The sequence below is a fragment of the Leifsonia sp. LS1 genome (assembly GCF_020521355.1).
Lineage (GTDB): Bacteria > Actinomycetota > Actinomycetes > Actinomycetales > Microbacteriaceae > Leifsonia.
This window is the reverse complement of sequence record NZ_BPER01000006.1, coordinates 131,678-149,142: the sequence shown is the minus strand read 5'-3', so window position 1 is coordinate 149,142 and position 17,465 is coordinate 131,678. Positions and strand designations below refer to the sequence as shown.

The following is a 17,465-nucleotide window of genomic DNA, read 5'->3' as shown; positions in this document are numbered from 1 at the left end:
TCTTCTCATTGTCCGCGCCCGCGGGCGGACCGGTCGCTCCGGCCCGCCCGCGGTCGCTCGTTCCGGGTGCTCCTGGGTCAGGAGACCGGCTTCAGCTTCAGTGCCACCACCGGGTTGGGGTAGGGCGCGAAGTAGGGGTTGTCCTCGCTCGGCCAGCCGGTGACCTTCGCGCTGCTCCAGTCGCCGTAGTTTCCCCAGTAGAACATCACGATCATCGGCAGCTGGTCGATCCAGATGCCCTGGAGCTTCTCGAGGATCGCGGCGCGCTCCTCGTCCGTGGTCGCCAGCGGGTACTGCGCGAACAGCGCCTTGGCGGTCGGGTCGTTGAAGCGCTCGATGTTCTCGAAGGTCGGCGTCGCCTGCCCCAGGGGGTAGTACTTGTTCGGGTTCATCATCGAGTCGTAGATGTTGAACGCGCGCGGCGCCGGACCCACCGGGTAGCCGATCGTGGACTGGAAGGTGCCGTCTGCGGTGATCTTGTTGATGTCGTTCACCGAGGTGGTGTCGATGTCGAGCTTGATACCGATGTCCTTCAGCTGCGAGACCAGTACCTGGGCACGGGCCGCGATGTCGGTGTAGGAGGCGGGGAAGCTGACCGAGAACTCGACCTTCTTGCCGTCCTTCTCGTAGTAGCCGTCGGAGCCCTTCGTGTAGCCGGCATCGGTCAGCTGCTTCTCGGCGGCCGGCTTGTCCTGCGTGAAGACGAGGTCTTTGTATTTGGGTGCGACCTCGCTCGCGAAGGCCGGCATCGGGAGACCCGTCTGGCTGGTCGCCGGCGGCGAGTCGGTCGCGGCGCCGATCTGGGCACGGTCGACGCCGAGGCTGATCGCGCGGCGCACGGCGATGTCGCTGAGCGGCCACTTCTCCAGGTTCGGGATGAGACCGTCCGAGCCCACGACCGGGGCCCAGTAGTGGTTGTCCTTGCTCTTGGAGAGATAGGTCTTCTCGGCGTCGGCGATGTACGTGCCCGACCAGTCGGCCTGTCCCTGCACGAGCGCGTTCGTCTGACCCTGGTTGTCCTTGTAGGGGATGAACCGGATGCCGCCGATCTTGGCCGGCTCCTGCCAGTAGTCCTTGTTCGTCTTGAGCACGAAGCTCTGCGGCGAGAAGCTGTCGAGCACGAACGGTCCGGTGCCGACCGGATCCTTGTCCACGTAGGTGGTCGGGTCGCCGACCTTCGACCAGATGTGCTTCGAGACGATCGCGGCCCCGACGAGCGAGGTGAACTTCGTCTCCGATGGCGCGGTGAAGGTCATCACCACGGTGTCCGCGTCGGGCGCGGTGATGGTGTCGAAGTCGACGCCGCCCACGTTCAGGGCCGGGTACTTCTTCAGCATCTCGTAGGTGAAGACGACGTCGTCGGCGGAGAACTTCTGCCCGTCCGTCCACTTCACGCCGCTCTGCAGGTGCAGGGTCAGCGTCTTGTTCTCGTTCGACCACTCCCACGACTTGGCGAGCCACGGGATGTCCTTGCCGATGTCGACGTTGTTGATCTGCACGAGCGGCTCGTAGATGAAGCCGCCGGCGCCCTGGTTGGTGTAGGTCGCGCCCTGCGCGGTGTTCGGCAGGTACGGGTTGAAGGACTGGGTGAGGCTGTCGGACTGACTCGCCACGTTGAGGATCAGTCCGTCGCCCGAGTTCGAACCGTTCGACGAGCAGGCGGCGAGCGGTACGACGAGCGAGGCGGCGAGCGTCGCGCCGATGAGGGCGCGGCGCACGGACCTTCTGCGATTCATTGCTGGTCTCCCTTGGTTTCGGTTGTGCGTGGAGCGTCTGCGGGGGCCGCGTGCGGCCCGGTGGTGAGGCGGCGGCCGGCCGGGCGCACGGGGCCCAGGCCGTAGGCGGCCGCGTTCTCGGTGCGCTTGACCACGGCCTCGGCGTCGTCGGCGTACAGCCAGCACTTCGCCCACTGGCCGTCCTCGAGCGAGAACGCGGGCGGGGCCTGGGTGTGGCACCGGTCCATGGCGAACGGGCAGCGGGGGTGGAACCGGCAGCCCGCGGGCGGATCGATAAGGCTCGGCGGCTGCCCGATGTCGCGCGGACGCTCGTCGTCCGGACGGGACGGGTCGGGCGCGGAGGCGATGAGCAGCTGGGTATACGGGTGCGCGGCCTTCTGGGTCACCGTCTCGCTGGGCCCGGCCTCCACCAGCTGCCCGGCATACATCACGCTGGTGTCCTCGGCGAAGTAGCGGGCGGAGGCGATGTCGTGCGTCACATAGAGGAGGGCGACCCCGCGCTCCTCCACCAGCCGCCGCAGCAGGTTCAGCACGCCGAGGCGGATGGAGACGTCGAGGCTCGACACCGGCTCGTCCGCGAGGAACACGTCGGGGTTCGCCGCGAGCGCCCGCGCGATGGAGATGCGCTGCAGCTGGCCCCCGGAGAGCTCGTGCGGATACTTCTCGGTGAACTGTCGTGCGGGCCGGAGGCTCACCTGCCCCAGCAGGTCGTCGATGAGGGCCGTCTGCTCCTTCGGCGACGCTTTCGGATGGTGGATGCGGACGGCCCGCGTCAGCGTCCTGGCGATGGTCGCGACGGGGTTGAAGGAGCCGAACGGATCCTGCAGGATCAGCTGCACGTGGCTCACGTGCTCCCGCAGCGAGCGGCCGCCCTTCACACGCACGGGCGTGCCGCGGTAGCGGATCTCGCCGCTCGTCACCGGGTGCAACTGGGCCAGGAGGCGCGCGAAGGTCGACTTGCCCGAACCGGACTCGCCCACGAGCGCCATGATCCGGCCGGCGTGCAGCGCGAGGGACACGTCGTCCGCCGCGTGCACCACGCGCTTGGGGCCGCGTGCGAAGAGCCGTCCGCGAGCGGGGAAGTGCTTGGTGACGTGGAGCGCCTCGAGCACGGGGACGTCCGCCCGCTCGTCGGCGGCCGCCGGTGCGGTCTCGATCGTGGTCATCGGGCGTCCTCCATCAGGGTGTCGGCGTCGGCCGGGCGGTCGGGGGCGCTGCCGTCGCCCTCGTAGAGAAGGCACGCGGCCTCGGTCTGCCGCCACTCGGCGGGGCCGGCGAGCGTCAGCAGCTCGGGCACCACCTCGTGGCAGCGGTCGAACGCGAGCGGGCAACGGTCGGCGAACGCGCATCCCGCGGGCAGCCGGCGCAGGTCGGGCGGCGATCCCGGGATGCCCGCGAGCTCGCGCTTCGGGCCCGAGAGCGTCGGGAACGACCCGAGCAGACCCTGGCTGTACGGGTGCCGCGGGTTGCGGTAGAACTCGTCGGCGTCCGCGAGCTCGACCACGCGCCCGGCGTACATGACGGCGATGGTGTCCGAGAGCTCGATCAGCAGCGACAGGTCGTGCGTGATGAACACGACCGCGAAACCGAGGCGGTCCTTCAGCTCGATGATCTTCTCGATGATCTGGCGCTGGATCACGACGTCGAGCGCGGTGGTGGGCTCGTCCATCACGATGATCTCGGGATCGAGCGCGAGGCCGACGGCGATCATGGCGCGCTGGCGCATGCCGCCGGAGAGCTCGTGCGGGTACGCGTTCACGCGATCCGTCTGGATGCCGACCAGCCCGAGCAGCTCCACGACCCGCGCCGCGCGCTCGGCCGGCGACATCCCGGGCCGGTGGGCGCGGAGCACGTCGTCGATCTGGGCGCCCACGGTGAGCACCGGGTTCAGGGCGTGCATCGCCGACTGGAAGACGATCGACAGCTCCTCCCAACGGAAGTCCCGCAGGTCGTTGTCGCTCATCGCGAGGATGTCCGTGACCGAACCGTCCGGGTTCGTGTAGAGCATCCGGCCGCTCGTGATCTGCGCCGGCGGCTTGTGCAGACGGGTGATGGCGTAGGCCAGGGTCGACTTGCCCGAGCCGGACTCGCCGGCGACGCCGAGCACCTCGCCGCGGCGCAGCGTCAGTGTGACGTCGTTGACCGCGGGCGTCACCGACGACTCCCCCACATAGTCCACGTGCAGGTTCTCGACCCGGAGGATCACGTCGCTGGTCGCCGGGTCGAACGGCCGGTGCGGCGGGCGCTCTCCGCGCACGCGCGCCGGGCGTCGGACGGTCTTCGCGCGCTGTGCCCGCGCCTGCGCCTTCTGGGCCTTCTTCGTTCCGATTCCCGCCTGGCGCAGCCGGGGGTTGATGAATTCGTCGATGCCGAAGTTGACCAGCGACAGCCCCGTGCCCAGCAACGCGATCGCGAGGCCGGCCGGCACGAACCACCACCACGACCCGGTGAGCATTGCGCTCGACACCTGCGCCCAGTACAGGATGGTGCCCCAGGACCACTCGGTCACGTTCGTCAGCCCGAGGAAGGCCAGGCTGGCCTGGGTCAGGATCGCGCCGGTGACCGTGCCGAGGAAGCTGGCGGCGATCACGGCGATCTGGTTCGGGAAGATGTCGCGGAAGATGATGCTCGACGTGCGCTCGCCGGTCGCTCGGGCGGCCTCGACGAAGTCGCGTTTGCGCAGCGACAGGGTCTGCGCGCGCAGCACGCGCGCGCCCCACGCCCATCCCGTGATCGAGATGACCAGGATGATCCCGATCGAACCCGACTTCGGCAGATACGCGGCGAGGATGACGGTCAGCGGCAACGCCGGGATGACGAGGAAGACGTTGGCGAGCAGCGACAGCAGCTCGTCGGACAGCCCGCCCAGATACCCGGCGGCCAGGCCGACGATCACCGACAGCACGGTGGCGACGATCGCGGCGCCGACGCCGACGAGCAGCGAGATCTGCGTGCCGTAGAGCATCTGCGAGAAGACGTCCTGGCCGGTCTGGGTCGTGCCCAGCCAATGCTCGGGGCTCGGCGGCTGCAGTGTCTGCTTGCTGACGGCCGACGGGTCGTACGGAGCGATCCAGGGGCCGATGATGGCGAGCACGCAGAACACGGCGACGATGACGACGCCCGTTAGGGTCCAGGGGCGCCGGAAGGCGCGCATCCAGGCGAAGCGGGAGGTGGGGGTGTCCGTCTCGCCGGACTCGGCCTCGGCGACGGTGGCGGTGGTGATGGCCATGGGTTGCGCTCTCAGCTCTCTCGGGTGCGGGGGTCGAGGAAGACGTACATGAGGTCGGCGAGCATGTTCGCGATCAGGACCGTGATGGTGATGACCAGGAAGATGCCCTGCATCAGCGGGTAGTCCTGCGCCTGCGCCGCCTTGAACAGCACGGTGCCGATGCCCGGATAGTTGAAGACGACCTCGGTCACGATGGAGCCGCCGACCACGAAGCCGAGCGACATCGCGAAGCTCGAGAACGACGGCAGGATGGCGTTGCGCGCCGCGTAGGTGAACATCACGCGCCGTTTCGGCAGCCCCTTCGCCTCGGCGAGCCGCACGTAGTCCTCACTCAGCGTGGTCACCATCATGTTGCGCATTCCGATCAGCCAGCCGCCGATGGAGGCGACGACGATCGTGAGCGCCGGGAGGATCGCGTAGTAGGTCGCGCTGCCGATGAAGCCGAGATTCCAGCCGATCGTCTCGGTCACCGCGTAGCCGCCGGAGAGCGGGAACCAGTGCAGGATGATCGAGAAGACCAGCACGACACAGATCGCGAACCAGAAGTACGGGATGCTCGACAGCAGCGTGGTCACGGGGATGAGGCCGTCGAGCCAGCTGCCGCGCCTCCAGCCGACGATCATCCCGAGCCCGGTGCCGATGACGAAGCCGAGGACGGTGCAGACCGTGATGAGCACCAGCGTCCAGCCGATGCTGCTCGCGAGCACGTCGGCGACAGGGGTCGGGTAGTACGCGTAGGAGATGCCGAAGTTGCCGCTGAACAGGTTCTTCCAGTAGTCGAGATACTGCTGCCAGAGGCTCGCGTCGCTCTGCCCGAACAGCACGCGCAACGCCTCGATCGCCTGCGGCGACAGCTTGCCGTGGAACTTGGCGATCAACGCGTCGGCCGGGCTCCCTGGCATGATGCGCGGAAGCAGGAAGTTGAGGCTGATCGCCGCCCAGGCGGTGATCAGGTAGAAGACGGCTCGTCTCAGGAGCACTCTCATGGGGTGTCGCTGCTCTCGGTCTCGGTCGGACGGGTGGGGGCGGTGCCGGGCGCGCCACCGGGGCCGCGTGCGGCGGCCGCCGGGACGGCGGCGGGCACCGGTTCGGCGGCGGGCGGGGCGACGAGCCAGCGGGCCGCGCCGGCGACGAGCGCGCGGACGCCGCTCGACGCCCAGGCGCGCAGGTCGTGGCCGAACTGGAGGTAGCAGACCCGGCCCTGCCCGTAGCGGTGCGCCGTCACGAGAGGCTCGCGCCCGTAGGGAGCGTCCCGCCAGGCGAGCACGTCGGAGCCGGGCCGCACGGCCAGCCGGTAGTGCTCGTGCTGCAGATCGAACGGCTCGACGCCCGCGGTGATGGGATGCTCCGCGAGCCGCACGGTGTACCGGCTCTCGTGCGGCTGGGGGCCGTGGTCGAGGTAGCGGGCGCCGATCAACTCGGCGAGCTCCGCGTCGGCGGTGGCGCCGTCGTCGAAGTAGGCGGTGGAGTGCACCGCGAGCAGACCGGCCCCGGCGGCCACGGCCTCCCGCAGTCCGGCGCGCTCCCGCGGGCCCAGGTCGCCCGCCGCCCGGTAGAGGGCGATCAGCACGTCGGTGGTGGTCTCGTCCCGGCCGAGGGATCCGGTGCCGATCCTGACGCGGGTCGCGAGCCCCTCCGCGGCCAGCAGCCCCTGCAGCTCGACGCCTGCGCCGAAGAGGTCCTCGTACACGTCGTCCCCCGTGAGCACGACCGTCGCCGTCGTCATGACGCCCTCCCTCACCACGTCGACCGCAGTTCGCCCACCGGCGACCACAGTCCTTCGTCGAGTCCTGCGGTCAGGGCGTTGTCGTAGACCCGGAGCGGCAGCGTCACGCGACCGCGGGATCGTGCGCTCTCGTAGCTGGCGAACACGATCTCGGCCCCGGCGAGGGCGTGGCGGCCCGCGAGTACGGGTTCCGCGCCGGTCTCCAGCGCATCCACCAGGTCGGCCACCGCCTCCGCGGTGCACGCGAAGATGGCCGGGTCGATCCCGTGGTCCCAGCCCGCGGGGTCGGAGGCGTACGGGGAGGCGAAGCGCATCCCGTCGGCGCCGAACCGCTGCACGACGCACTCCTGGCCGTTGACGACGATGCGCCCGCGGGTGCCCTGCAGGATGAGCCCGAGGTTGTTCTCACGGTTGAGGACGGGCGTGGCCGGCTCGCGGCCGGTCGCGATCGTCGCGCGGACGCCGTCGGCCCATGCGATCTGCGTGACCGAGGAGGTCTCGACGAACGCGCCGTAGACGTAGCGGTTGATGCTCACGTCGTGCTGCGCGAGCACCCATTCGGCCGGCGCGTCGTGGCGGTAGAACAGGGCGAGGTCCACGATGTGGCTGCCCCAGTCGAAAAGGTTCGGGCAGTAGCCCTCGATGGTCACCAGCTCGCCGATCATCCCTTCGTCCAGCTGGGCGCGGGCGAAGCGGTGCACGGGCTCGAATCGACGCTGCAGGTTGACGGTCAGCTGGACACCCGCGTCCGCCGCACGCTGGGTCATCGCGACAGCGTCCCCGTAGGTGAGGGCGAACGGCTTCTCGCAGTGGACGGCGAGGACACCCGCATCGATCGCGGCCTCCACCACCGCGCGGCGGTGCTGCGGCGGCGTGCAGACGCTCACGATGTCGGGCCGCACCGCGGCGATCATGGCCGCGGCATCGGCGACGGCGTGCGGGATGTCGAGCTCGGCGGCCAGGCGCTCGGCCGCCGGGAGATCCAGGTCGGCTACCCCGGCCAGGCGCACGCGGGGATCGGCGAGGTAGGCGGCCGCATGGACCCTGCCCTGGCCGCCGGCGGCGACCACCGCCGCGGAATACGTCTGCACCACACACTCTCCCTTGAAATGCGCCGTCCGGCACCCTGTGCGGCGCCGGGCGGGTGAACCGAACGGTATCCCAAATCAATACCACCCGATGCCAGACTAAGACGAAAAGTGCACGGTAACAAGAGCGCGGAGGAGGTTTCACACGGACGAAACATGCCGGAGGCCGAAGCGGAAGCCGGAATCGCGCGGTCACGCCGGATACGGGAGCGATCCACATAGAACCACAATCGACCACGAGGGCTACACTGACCGCATGCTGATCAGCCGCGTCGTCTCCGCCCGCACCTCCCGCATCGATGAGATCCCCACCCCCGCGCCCGGCGCCGGGCAGGTGCTCGTCGAGATCCTCGCCAGCGGGGTGTGCACCTCCGACCTGACGCCCTGGCGTGACGGACCCACCCCAGGCGGCGGCCCGATCGCCCTCGGACACGAGATCGCCGGCCGCGTCGTCGCCACCGGTCCGGGAGCGTCCCGATGGCGGGACGGCGAGCTGGTCACGGGGCTCGGCGGTCCCGGCTTCGCCACGCACGCCGTACTGGAGGCCGACCTGCTGCTCCCCGTTCCTGCCGGCGTCGAGCCCGCCCACGCGATCGGCGAGCCCATCGCCACCCTGGAGGAGGCGATCTCGCGCACGCCGGTCACCGCCGGGTCGCGCGTCGCGATCATCGGCCTCGGCTTCATGGGCCTCGGCCTGCTGCAGCTCGTGCGCACCCGCGCCCCGCGCACGATCATCGCCGTCGATCCCAATCCCGAGGCGCGGGAGCGCGCTCTGGCGCTCGGAGCACACGTGGCGCTGCACCCCGACGACGTCGCGGCGTACGCGGAGACCGGACGAGCGGAGGGCTCCGGCGGCGCAGCGGCGGCGGACGGCGCGGCCGACCCGCGCGCCGACGTCGTCCTCGAGGCCACCGGAGTCACCCCCGGGCTCGCCACCGCCTCCCCGCTGGTCCGCCCGTTCGGAACCCTGTGCGTCGTCGGCTACCACCACGCCGGGACGGCCCCCTTCGACATGGAGCTCTGGTACAAGGGCGCCACCGTCGTCAACGGCTTCTGCCCCGACCATCCCCGCGTGATGCAGGCGATGACCGACGCGCTGCGCCACGTCGCCGACCGCCGGTTCACCTTCGCCCCGCTCGTGACCCATCGCTTCGGCCTCGACGGCGTCGACGCCGCCTACGCCCTCATGGCCGCCCACGCTCCCGGCTTCGTCAAGGCCGTCATCGAGCCCTGACCCCACGCAGTCCCGCTTCTCCCCGCCCCCTTCCTCCGCCGATTCGGGCCAAATGTGTTGGACAACGCCGCTTTTCGCGACATTTGGTCCACATCACCGGGCGGGCGCCCGATCGCGCCCGGCCGGCGTGCCCGCTCAGCCCGCGCAGACGGCGAGGAGGAACCATCCCGAGTGCGGGATCCACTGCTCCGCCCAGCGCCACTCCTCGCCGTCCGGCGCCTCGGCCGGCAGGAAGGCGATGGACTCCTCGTCCCCCCAGCCGGAGGTGATCCCGTTGACGATGCCGCCCGGTGTGTTCTGATACTCCGCCGAGTACTCGACCCCGTTGCGTCCGCGGCCCTGGAGCATGCACGCGTCGAACGGGTTCAGGCCGCCCACCCAGCCGATCACGTCCGCGTGGAGGCGTCGCAGCCGTTCGCGCGCCGCGTCGTCGCCCCCGGGGAGCCGGGAGGCGACCGTTGCCGCGTACGCGAGGGACGAGATGCCCGCGTTCTCGCCCTGCCACCAGTAGCCGGTCTCGTTCTCGTGCGGGAAGAAGAACGCGTCCCGGTCGGCGCCGCTGAGCGGTCGGACGCGCTGGCGGGGATACCCGAACGGGTTCGCGACCGCGTCGGTGCGTTCGAGCAACCCGCTCAGGACGGTGAGCGCGACCTCCTCGGCGCGTGCCGCCTGCTCAGGCGCATCCGTCAGGCGATCGCCCGCGACGTCGCCCGCAGCCCCGGCGCGCAGCACCTCGGCCCAGCGCAGCAGCGCGACGGCCGGGAGCCCGGGCTCGGCGGCGTGGAAGAACGGCCGCCCTTCCACGTCTCCGACCAGCCACGCACCGGTCTCCCCCGCCCGCACGCGGCCGGCGAGCGCGGCCGCGCGCCCGTGCGCCGCCGCGACGAACCGCGACGCATCGCCGCCGCGCGTCCAAGCCGCGTGCGCGAGCTCGGCCGCGGCCAGCAGGGCGCAGTAGTCGTCGATCGCCGACTCCTCGCCGTCGAAGAGGTACTCGCGATTGTGCCGCTCGAGGTGGTCGAACCCGCGCTCGGCGGCGTCGAAGTACGCGTCGCGCGAGTAGTCGCCGTCCTCGTCCGCCGTCGAGGCGAGGGCCAGTGCCGCGATGGCGAGCCCGCCGCCGTGCCGGTACGCCGCCTGCCAGCGCTGTGTCCGCACGCTGTCCTGCAGCGGGGCGGTGATGACCCGCTCCTCCAGCCGCTTGGTCAGCGCGTCGAAGATCCCGGTGTAGAAGAACCCGGCCGGGTCCTGGAACCGCACGAGGAAGTCCGCGCCGAAGAGCCCCTCGTCCCGCAGCCGCGGATACTGGCTCGTCCGGAACGCGGGATGCGCCGTGCGCAGCTCCCGGCCCGCGGTCAGCAGCGCCCAGGCGCAGAGCGGGATCTGCTGCGGGCTCATCATGCGCGTGTAGGTCAGGTGGCTGAGGAACTTGCTGTAGTCGCCGGAGGCGTCGAGCCAGCCGCCGCGCGCGTCGACCGTGCGCCCGGAGTCGTCGTCGTAGAAGCGGGCGGCGGCGTCTTTGCGCTCGATCTCGCCGCTCGACCGCTGGGCACGGAACATCGCCGTGATATCGGCGACGACGAGGCCCGGCAGGCGGTCGGCCGCGACGGCGAACGGTTCGGACGCGACGTCCGCTCCGTCGACCTCGGCGATCACGCGGTAGTGGCCCGGCCTGGTGAGACCGCTGAACTCCACCCGCGTGTAGCGGGCGCCCGACCAGTGCGCGACCGGCTCCGGAGCGCCGGCGATATGCACCGGAACGTCGACCGGGTCGCCGTCGACGGTCTCCACCCGCGCCTCGGCGACCCGGCGTCCGACGATGACGGCCGCCTTGTCCGCCCGCCCGTTGTAGCCGAGCTGGCTCACCAGCACAGCGGGTCCCGCGACCGTCTCCATCCGCGCCTCCAGACAACATGCGTACCACTAGTACCAAAACAATACCAGCGGAACGCGGGTCGTCAGCGCCGCAGGATGCGCGGCCCCACCATCCACGCCAGTGCGCACAGCACGCCGGTGAAGGCGAACGCTCCGACGAACGGCACCGCCCCGCCTGCCGCTGCTCCGAGCGCGGCGAACACGATCGCGGTCGCCGCCAGCGAGATCGCGGAGCCGATCGAATCGGCGATCGAGAGGGCCGAGCTGTTGAACCCCTGGTCGTCGCGCGACGAGTACTCGAGGGTCAGCACGCCGAGACGCGGGTAGAGCACACCCATCCCCGCCCCGGCGAACGCCCAGCCGACCACGACCACCGCGGGCGGGAGGTGGAGGGCGGCCGTCGCGATCAATGAGCCGATCGCGATGGACAGACCGAGCGCGCCGAGCCACGCCGCCGTGCCGTTGGAGATCCCTTCGAAGCGCCCTTGCGCCCAGGAGGCGGCCGCCCAGCTGAGCCCGGCGGCCGTGAGCGCGAGCCCGGCGAGGGCCGCCGACATCCCGTACTGCGTCACCAGCAGCAGCGGGACGTACACCTCGGCAGCGAAGAAGGTCCCGGCCACCAGCGAACGGGTCAGGATGACGCTCGGGAGACCCCGGGCGGCACGCAGCGTCCGGCGCGGGAGCAGTGGCCGGATGGCGACGATGGCGACGGCCGCGGCCAGGGGCGGCAGGATCCACTGGACGGGCCCGGTCGCCTCGGCCGAGAGCGTCAGCACGAGCACCGCCGCGGCGACCAGCACCGCCCAGCCGATGCGGCCGAGGTCGCGCGGAGGCAGGTCCGCCTCGTCGTCGGGACCGTGCACGCCGCGCATGGCGGGGACCACCATCAGCATCGCCAGCACGACGAGCGCGACGACGCCGAGGAAGACCCACCGCCAGCCCACCGTCTCGGCGAGCAGCCCCGCGATCAGCGGCCCGATGAGCGACGGGACGACCCACGCGGCGGCGAAGCCGGCGAAGATACGGGGATGCAGCCGCGGCGGGTAGACGCGCGCGACGATCACGTACAGCGACACGGTGAGGCCGCCCCCGCCGAGTCCGTGGATCAGGCGGCCGGCGACGAAGAGCGGCATCGCCGTCGCCGTCCCGGCCACGAGCAGGCCGACGGAGAAGAACACGACGGATGCGAACATCGCCGAGCGCGGGTTGCCCGGTCGGACCACGCTCCCGCAAGCACCATGCCGACGACGCTCACCGCCAGCGGACCGGCGAACGCGAAGGCGTAGAGGGACGCGCCGTCCAGTTCCCGGCTCACCGTCGGCATGATGGTCGTCACCGCGAGCGCCTCGAAGGCGGCCAGCATGATGAGCAGGCACATGCCGATGCTGACCCAGCGGTAGTGCGCGCTGAGCACACCGCCGGGGGGAGAGCGGTCGACGGGCGTCTCGACGACGGTGGTGTCAGGGTGAGTCGGGGCGCCGAAGGGTTCGGCGTCCGTGTCGCGGGAGGTCATGGTCCGAGCTTAGAACCTCAACTATTGTTGAGGTCAATGACTCCCGCCGAACCCATCCTGAGCGTCGGCGACGTCGCCTCCCGCAGCGGCGTCGCCGTCTCGACCCTGCACTTCTACGAACGTCAGGGCCTCATCGCCAGCGAGCGCACCGCGGGCAACCAGCGCCGCTACCGTCGCGACGTCCTGCGGCGCATCGCGTTCGTGCGCGTCTCGCAGCGTGTCGGCGTGCCGTTGGCCGACATCCGGGCCGCCCTCGACTCTCTCCCGGAGGGCCGGACTCCCACCAAGAAGGACTGGGCGCGGCTGTCCCGCCTCTGGCGCACGGAACTCGACCAGCGCATCCGCGACCTCCAGCACCTCCGCGACGACCTCACCGGCTGCATGGGCTGCGGCTGCCTCAGCCTGCGCACGTGTGCGCTGCAGAACCCGTCCGATGAGCTGGCGGCCGAAGGCGCGGGGCCGCGCCGCTGGATGGACGGCGACGCCGACGCGACCGGGGGTTGATCCCTCAGCGCGGTGCCGCCGTCGAGGCCCGCACCACCAGGTCGGGCTGGATGCTCGTCCCGGTCGCCTCCGCACCGCCCTCGATCTCGGCGACCAGCCGTTCGACGCTTCCCCGGCCGAGCACGGTGAAGTCCTGAAGCACGGTGGTCAGCGGCGGCCAGAAGTGCGCCGCCTCGGGGATATCGTCGAAGCCGACCACGCTCAGGTCGCCCGGGATGGTACGGCCGAGCTCGTGCGCCGCGTGGTACACGCCGAGCGCCATCTGATCGTTGGAGGTGAACACCGCCGTGACCTCGCGACCGGCGAGCAGCTGCAGGGACGACCGGTAGCCGAACTCAGCCGTCCAGTCGCCGTGCAGCACCACCGGGACCGGCAGCCCGGCCGCGGCGAGCTCCTGCTCGTAGCCGGCGCGACGCGCCTGCGCCTCGAACCATTCGAGCGGCCCTGCGAGGTGGGCGATCGTGCGATGGCCGAGATCGATGAGGTGGCGCGTCGCCGCCCGCGCGCCCGCCACCTGGTCGACCGAGAGCTCGCGATCGATGCTCGCCGTGCCGCTCTGGAGGGTGATGTACGGCACGCCGATCCGCGCGGCGGCGACCTGCTCGAGCACGACCTCCTGCGGCGCGATCACGATGACGCCCTCGACCGCCTGCGCGAGGAGGTGGTCGATTCCCGCCTCGATCCCGGCGGGCGTCAGGTCGGCCAGCTGGGCGACGGCGATGTAGTACCCGGCCTCGCGCCCGGCGTCCTGGATCGCGTTGATGCTGGAGACCGGCCCGTAGAGTGCCGCCGCGGAGGTCGAGAGCACGCCGATCGTGCGCGAGCGTGCGGTGACCAGGGCGCGCGCGGCACGGTTCGGCCGGTAGTTCAGCTCATCCATCGCGCGCTGCACGCGCTCCCGGGTCGCGTCACGGATGCTCTCGTGCCCGTTGAGCACGCGCGAGACCGTCTGGTGCGACACCCCGGCGAGCGCGGCGACGTCGCGCATGCTCGCGGCCCGCGGCGGGTGCGGCCGGTCGGCGGGCACGTCAGCGTCAGCAGCCACGGCCTCCCCCTTCGGACGTGCGCCGGTCCGGCGCGGCTTCCCCAATTATGCGTCATGGTGCCGCGGGCGACCGGCGGACGCGTCACACCCCGCCCGTCACCGCCCGCCGCGCCCGCGCCGCGCGCGCCGACAGCAGGCCGACCAGGACGGCGACGAGTGCGACGCCGGCCGGGAACACCAGATGCCAGCCGGCGAGGAGCAGCAGCCCCGCCGCGAACACGCACGACAGCACCGCCATCCACCAACCGACGGATCCGCGCGGCAGCAGGACCACGGCCGCCGCGACGCCGAGACCGTAGACCGCCGCCGCGATGCTCGTGTGCACCAGGATGAAGGGTTCGAGGTCGCCGCTCGCCAGCACCACGACCGAGTACGCGGCCATGACCACGGTCGAGAGCAGCAGCCCGCGCCGGGCGACCGCGCCGTTCTCGACACCGCGACCGAACCAGCGCGGGAGGTCTCCGTCACGTCCCATCGCCGCGCCCAGCTTGGAGAACGCGGCGAGGTACGCGTTGAACACCCCGGTGACGACGATCGCCGCGATCACGGCGACGACGACTCCGCCGCCCGTCCCGGTCGCCACCGACACCAGATCGAGGAGCGGCACTTCACTGGTGGCCGCCGCGTCGCCCAGCACGAGCACGGTCACCGTCTGGATCGCGAGGTAGGCGACCGACACGATGACGAGCGCGAGCGCCGTGGCGCGCGGGATGTCGCGTCGCGGGTCGCGGAACTCTCCGCCGATGCCGGCCACCGCCTCCCACCCGGCGAACGCCCAGATGTAGAGGCTCATGGCGAGACCCACTCCGGCCCAGCCGTGCGGGAGGAGCGGCTCGAGGCGCGCGGGATCGCCGTGCGGAGCGGCAGCGGCGAGCACGAACACCAGCACCGCGATGAGCGCGCCCGACAGCACGAGCTGCACCGATGCGGCGAACCGGACGCCGAACGCGGTGACGGTGACCGGCACGACCATGAGCGCCACTGCGATCATGGTCGTGCTCACGGCGTCCCCGCCGATCACGGCGACGACGTAGCGCGCCGTCATGAGTGCCGCGATCGGGGCCCCGATCGGCGTGCCGAAGAAGAACCAGTACGAGACGATGCGCGCCGCCGTCGCCCCGAAGGCACGCCGCACGAACGTCGCGACGCCTCCCGCGTCCGGATGCCGGCGCGCGAGGGCGGCGAAGGTCGCGGCGAGCGGGACGGAGATCAGCGCGAGCGCCGCCACCGCGAGGATCGCCCCGGGGCCGGCGACGGAGGCCGCGAGCGCCGGGAGCACGAGGATGCCCGTCCCGAGCACCGCGGCGACATAGAGCGCTGTGCCGCCGGCGACGCCGAGCCTGCCGTGCGACCCGTCGATCGGGTCAGCGGGCGTGCGTGTGCGAGGGGGCCCGTCCGTCATGTCCCCATGATGGCCCGGGCCCCCGACGTTCCTCCCTCCGCCTACTCGGTCAGGTCGTACACCGTCACACCGTCGACGGTCTGGGCGGTGTAGTTCTGCTCCACCCAGCCGGCGATCTCGCTGGAGGCGCTGCTCCCGCCGTTCGACCGCCCGACACCGCCGCCGATGAAGTAGTGGATCTTCCCCTCGGCCACATACTGCTCGAACTGCGCGAGCGTGGGCGACGGATCGGAGCCGTTGAACCCGCCGATCGGCATCACCGCCTCCTGCGTCGCGAGCTGGTATCCGGCAGCCGAGTTGGAGCCGATCGCGGCCGCGACCCAGGTGTACTTCGCGGCGTCGGCCTTCAGCATCGATGCGAGCCGGGAGCCCACGCTGCCGGAGGAGAGCAGGGAGCCCGCTCCACCGCCGCCCTGCGCGGTCTGCGTCGCGGTCCCGCCGCCGGGGGCTCCGGTCCCGCCGGTGTTCCCGCCGAACCCGTTCGGCGGCGTGCCGCCCGGCCCGCCGGGTCCGCCCTGGCCGCCGTTTCCGCCGAAGCCGCCGAAGCCGCCTCCCCCGCCCGGTCCGCCCATCGAGCCGGACACGGTCGGGCCCGCGGTCACGATCGACCCGGTGTGGGGGGTCGTGACGGTCTGGATCGTGTATGCGAACGGGGCGAGCAGGCCGGCGACCAGGGTGGCGGCGATGGTCGCGGTGCGCAGCGCCCGGCCGCGCTGCGGGAGCAGGAGCAGACCGGCGGAGATGATCGAGAGCAGCACCACGAGGACCTTCAGCCAGGGCAGCCAGTCGGTCGCGCGGTCCAGCAGTACCCAGGCCCACCCTCCGGTGCCGAGCATGACAGCCCCCGAGACGATGCGAACCCAGAGCCGGTCGCGTGCCTCCCAGGCCGCTGCGGCGCCGATCGCGACGACGCCCGCGAGCGCCGGGGCGAGGGCCACGGTGTAATAGGCGTGGAAGATGCCGGCCATGAAGCTGAACGCGAGCGCGGTCACGACGAGCCAGCCGCCGAAGAGCAGGAGGGTCGCACGGCGGGCGTCGGTCCGCGCACTCCGCCGCCCCAGCACGAGGGCGAGCACGAAGAGGACGAGGGCCGCGGGCAGGAGCCAGGTGATCTGACCGCCGATCTCGTTCTCGAAAAGACGCGTGATGCCGGTGGAGCCCCACATCCCGCCGCCCGTCGTGCCGCCGCCTCCGGTGACACTGCCGGTCTCGTCGCCGGTGAGGCGGCCGAGCCCGTTGTAGCCGAAGGTCAGCTCGAGGAAGCTGTTGGTCTGCGAGCCGCCGATGTACGGACGCCACGAGGCCGGCACCAGCTCGACGACCGCGACCCACCAGCCGGCGGCCACGATGACCGCGCCGAGCGCGGCGAACAAGTGCCCGAACCGCTTCTTCCAGGAGAGCGGTGCCGCGGCCAGGTAGACCCCGGCGAGGACCGGGAGGATGAGGAAGGCCTGCAGCTGCTTGGTGAGGAAGCCGAAGCCGATCGCGACGCCCGCCCAGACCACCCAGCGGATGCGGCCGGATTCGATGCCGCGCAGGGTCAGGGAGGTCGCAAGCGTGAGCAGGAGCACGAGCAGCGCGTCCGGGTTGTTGAACCGGAACATCAGGGCGGCCACGGGGGTGATGGCCAGCACGCCTCCCGCGAGCAGCGCGGTGCGCGCCGAGAAGTGGCGGCGCACCGTCACGTAGACGAGCGCGACGGTCGCGACCCCCATGAGCGCCTCGGGAACCAGGATGCTCCACGAGCTCAACCCGAAGATGCGCACCGAGAGCGCCATGATCCACAGGCTCGCGGGCGGCTTGTCGACCGTGATCGAGTTCGCCGCGTCGCTGGATCCGTAGAAGAACGCCTCCCCGTCGACCGATCCGGCCTGCACGGCCGCGGAGTAGAAGGAGTTGGCCCAGCCGCTGGCTGCGAGGTCCCAGATGTAGAGGAACGCCGTGACGGCGAGGAGGCCGAGCAGCGCCGGCCGCTCCCAGGCGGCGGCGTCCTCCCTGCCTCGGACGAGCCGGCGGAGGGCGGCGCGCATGCGGCCGGGCGCGGCCGCCCGTTCGGGATGCGCCGCGACGGGGGCGGCCGGGGTGGACGCAGTGGTCGTCGTGGTGGTCATGG

14 protein-coding genes are annotated in these 17,465 nt (G+C 71.4%); 2 read left to right on the top strand and 12 right to left on the bottom strand.

What is annotated here, in order from left to right; translation table 11 throughout:
* Positions 1-77 precede the first annotated feature (77 nt).
* Genes LLS1_RS12555 through LLS1_RS12530 form a run of 6 tightly spaced genes read right to left on the bottom strand, consistent with a single transcriptional unit; the run spans position 78 to position 7,785 of the window.
* Positions 78-1,736: an ABC transporter substrate-binding protein gene (locus tag LLS1_RS12555; RefSeq protein WP_226655988.1), complete on the bottom strand. Its 1,659-nt coding sequence runs from the start codon at positions 1,734-1,736 to the stop codon at positions 78-80.
* Positions 1,733-2,902: an ABC transporter ATP-binding protein gene (locus tag LLS1_RS12550; RefSeq protein WP_226655986.1), complete on the bottom strand. Its 1,170-nt coding sequence runs from the start codon at positions 2,900-2,902 to the stop codon at positions 1,733-1,735. The genes LLS1_RS12555 and LLS1_RS12550 overlap by 4 nt, the downstream gene beginning before the upstream one ends.
* Positions 2,899-4,965: a dipeptide/oligopeptide/nickel ABC transporter permease/ATP-binding protein gene (locus LLS1_RS12545; RefSeq protein WP_226655984.1), complete on the bottom strand. Its 2,067-nt coding sequence runs from the start codon at positions 4,963-4,965 to the stop codon at positions 2,899-2,901. Before LLS1_RS12545 ends, LLS1_RS12550 begins: the two co-directional genes overlap by 4 nt.
* A gap of 11 nt (positions 4,966-4,976) precedes the next feature.
* Entirely contained in the window at positions 4,977-5,951 is a 975-nt protein-coding gene (locus LLS1_RS12540; RefSeq protein WP_223359788.1) for an ABC transporter permease, read from the bottom strand.
* Positions 5,948-6,691 (bottom strand): ThuA domain-containing protein, encoded by a 744-nt coding sequence (locus LLS1_RS12535; RefSeq protein WP_226655982.1) that lies wholly within the window; start codon positions 6,689-6,691, stop codon positions 5,948-5,950. Before LLS1_RS12535 ends, LLS1_RS12540 begins: the two co-directional genes overlap by 4 nt.
* 11 nt (positions 6,692-6,702) lie before the next feature.
* Positions 6,703-7,785: a Gfo/Idh/MocA family protein gene (locus LLS1_RS12530; protein WP_226655981.1), complete on the bottom strand. Its 1,083-nt coding sequence runs from the start codon at positions 7,783-7,785 to the stop codon at positions 6,703-6,705.
* Positions 7,786-8,035: 250 nt separating this feature from the next.
* On the opposite strand from LLS1_RS12530, the gene LLS1_RS12525 reads away from it, so the two are divergent.
* Positions 8,036-9,013 (top strand): alcohol dehydrogenase catalytic domain-containing protein, encoded by a 978-nt coding sequence (locus tag LLS1_RS12525; protein WP_226655979.1) that lies wholly within the window; start codon positions 8,036-8,038, stop codon positions 9,011-9,013.
* Between the two features lie 135 nt (positions 9,014-9,148).
* Here LLS1_RS12525 and LLS1_RS12520 read toward each other — a convergent pair whose 3' ends face one another.
* From LLS1_RS12520 to LLS1_RS12510, 3 genes are all read right to left on the bottom strand, one after another.
* Positions 9,149-10,909 (bottom strand): glycoside hydrolase family 9 protein, encoded by a 1,761-nt coding sequence (locus LLS1_RS12520; RefSeq protein ID WP_226655978.1) that lies wholly within the window; start codon positions 10,907-10,909, stop codon positions 9,149-9,151.
* A 62-nt stretch (positions 10,910-10,971) separates the two neighbouring features.
* Entirely contained in the window at positions 10,972-12,081 is a 1,110-nt protein-coding gene (locus tag LLS1_RS12515) for an MFS transporter (protein WP_226655976.1), read from the bottom strand.
* Positions 11,994-12,401 (bottom strand): hypothetical protein, encoded by a 408-nt coding sequence (locus LLS1_RS12510; protein ID WP_226655973.1) that lies wholly within the window; start codon positions 12,399-12,401, stop codon positions 11,994-11,996. Before LLS1_RS12510 ends, LLS1_RS12515 begins: the two co-directional genes overlap by 88 nt.
* 36 nt (positions 12,402-12,437) lie before the next feature.
* Here LLS1_RS12510 and soxR point away from each other — a divergent pair, with 36 nt between their 5' ends.
* A complete protein-coding gene (soxR, locus tag LLS1_RS12505; protein ID WP_308443813.1) occupies positions 12,438-12,905 on the top strand; it encodes a redox-sensitive transcriptional activator SoxR in 468 nt (155 codons plus the stop codon).
* Between the two features lie 4 nt (positions 12,906-12,909).
* On the opposite strand, the gene LLS1_RS12500 is transcribed toward soxR, so the two are convergent.
* The 3 genes from LLS1_RS12500 to LLS1_RS12490 form a co-directional block, all read right to left on the bottom strand.
* Positions 12,910-13,893: a LacI family DNA-binding transcriptional regulator gene (locus LLS1_RS12500; protein WP_226656204.1), complete on the bottom strand. Its 984-nt coding sequence runs from the start codon at positions 13,891-13,893 to the stop codon at positions 12,910-12,912.
* Positions 13,894-14,032: 139 nt separating this feature from the next.
* On the bottom strand, positions 14,033-15,352 hold the full coding sequence (locus LLS1_RS12495; RefSeq protein WP_226655970.1) for an APC family permease: 1,320 nt from the start codon (positions 15,350-15,352) through the stop codon (positions 14,033-14,035).
* 41 nt (positions 15,353-15,393) lie between these two features.
* Positions 15,394-17,463, bottom strand: a complete 2,070-nt coding sequence (locus tag LLS1_RS12490) for an ArnT family glycosyltransferase (RefSeq protein WP_374758269.1) — start codon at positions 17,461-17,463, stop codon at positions 15,394-15,396.
* Between the last annotated feature and the right edge of the window lie 2 nt (positions 17,464-17,465).

Bases quoted from the DNA above. Each gene is read 5' to 3' on its own strand.
- LLS1_RS12550 (WP_226655986.1), bottom strand. From the start codon at position 2,902: ATGACCACGATCGAGACCGCACCGGCGGCCGCCGACGAGCGGGCGGAC.
- soxR (WP_308443813.1), top strand. From the start codon at position 12,438: ATGACTCCCGCCGAACCCATCCTGAGCGTCGGCGACGTCGCCTCCCGC.
- LLS1_RS12535 (WP_226655982.1), bottom strand. From the start codon at position 6,691: ATGACGACGGCGACGGTCGTGCTCACGGGGGACGACGTGTACGAGGAC.
- LLS1_RS12555 (WP_226655988.1), bottom strand. From the start codon at position 1,736: ATGAATCGCAGAAGGTCCGTGCGCCGCGCCCTCATCGGCGCGACGCTC.
- LLS1_RS12515 (WP_226655976.1), bottom strand. From the start codon at position 12,081: ATGTTCGCATCCGTCGTGTTCTTCTCCGTCGGCCTGCTCGTGGCCGGG.
- LLS1_RS12510 (WP_226655973.1), bottom strand. From the start codon at position 12,401: ATGACCTCCCGCGACACGGACGCCGAACCCTTCGGCGCCCCGACTCAC.
- LLS1_RS12490 (WP_374758269.1), bottom strand. From the start codon at position 17,463: ATGACCACCACGACGACCACTGCGTCCACCCCGGCCGCCCCCGTCGCG.
- LLS1_RS12500 (WP_226656204.1), bottom strand. From the start codon at position 13,893: ATGCGCGACGTCGCCGCGCTCGCCGGGGTGTCGCACCAGACGGTCTCG.
- LLS1_RS12520 (WP_226655978.1), bottom strand. From the start codon at position 10,909: ATGGAGACGGTCGCGGGACCCGCTGTGCTGGTGAGCCAGCTCGGCTAC.
- LLS1_RS12525 (WP_226655979.1), top strand. From the start codon at position 8,036: ATGCTGATCAGCCGCGTCGTCTCCGCCCGCACCTCCCGCATCGATGAG.
- LLS1_RS12495 (WP_226655970.1), bottom strand. From the start codon at position 15,352: ATGACGGACGGGCCCCCTCGCACACGCACGCCCGCTGACCCGATCGAC.
- LLS1_RS12545 (WP_226655984.1), bottom strand. From the start codon at position 4,965: ATGGCCATCACCACCGCCACCGTCGCCGAGGCCGAGTCCGGCGAGACG.
- LLS1_RS12540 (WP_223359788.1), bottom strand. From the start codon at position 5,951: ATGAGAGTGCTCCTGAGACGAGCCGTCTTCTACCTGATCACCGCCTGG.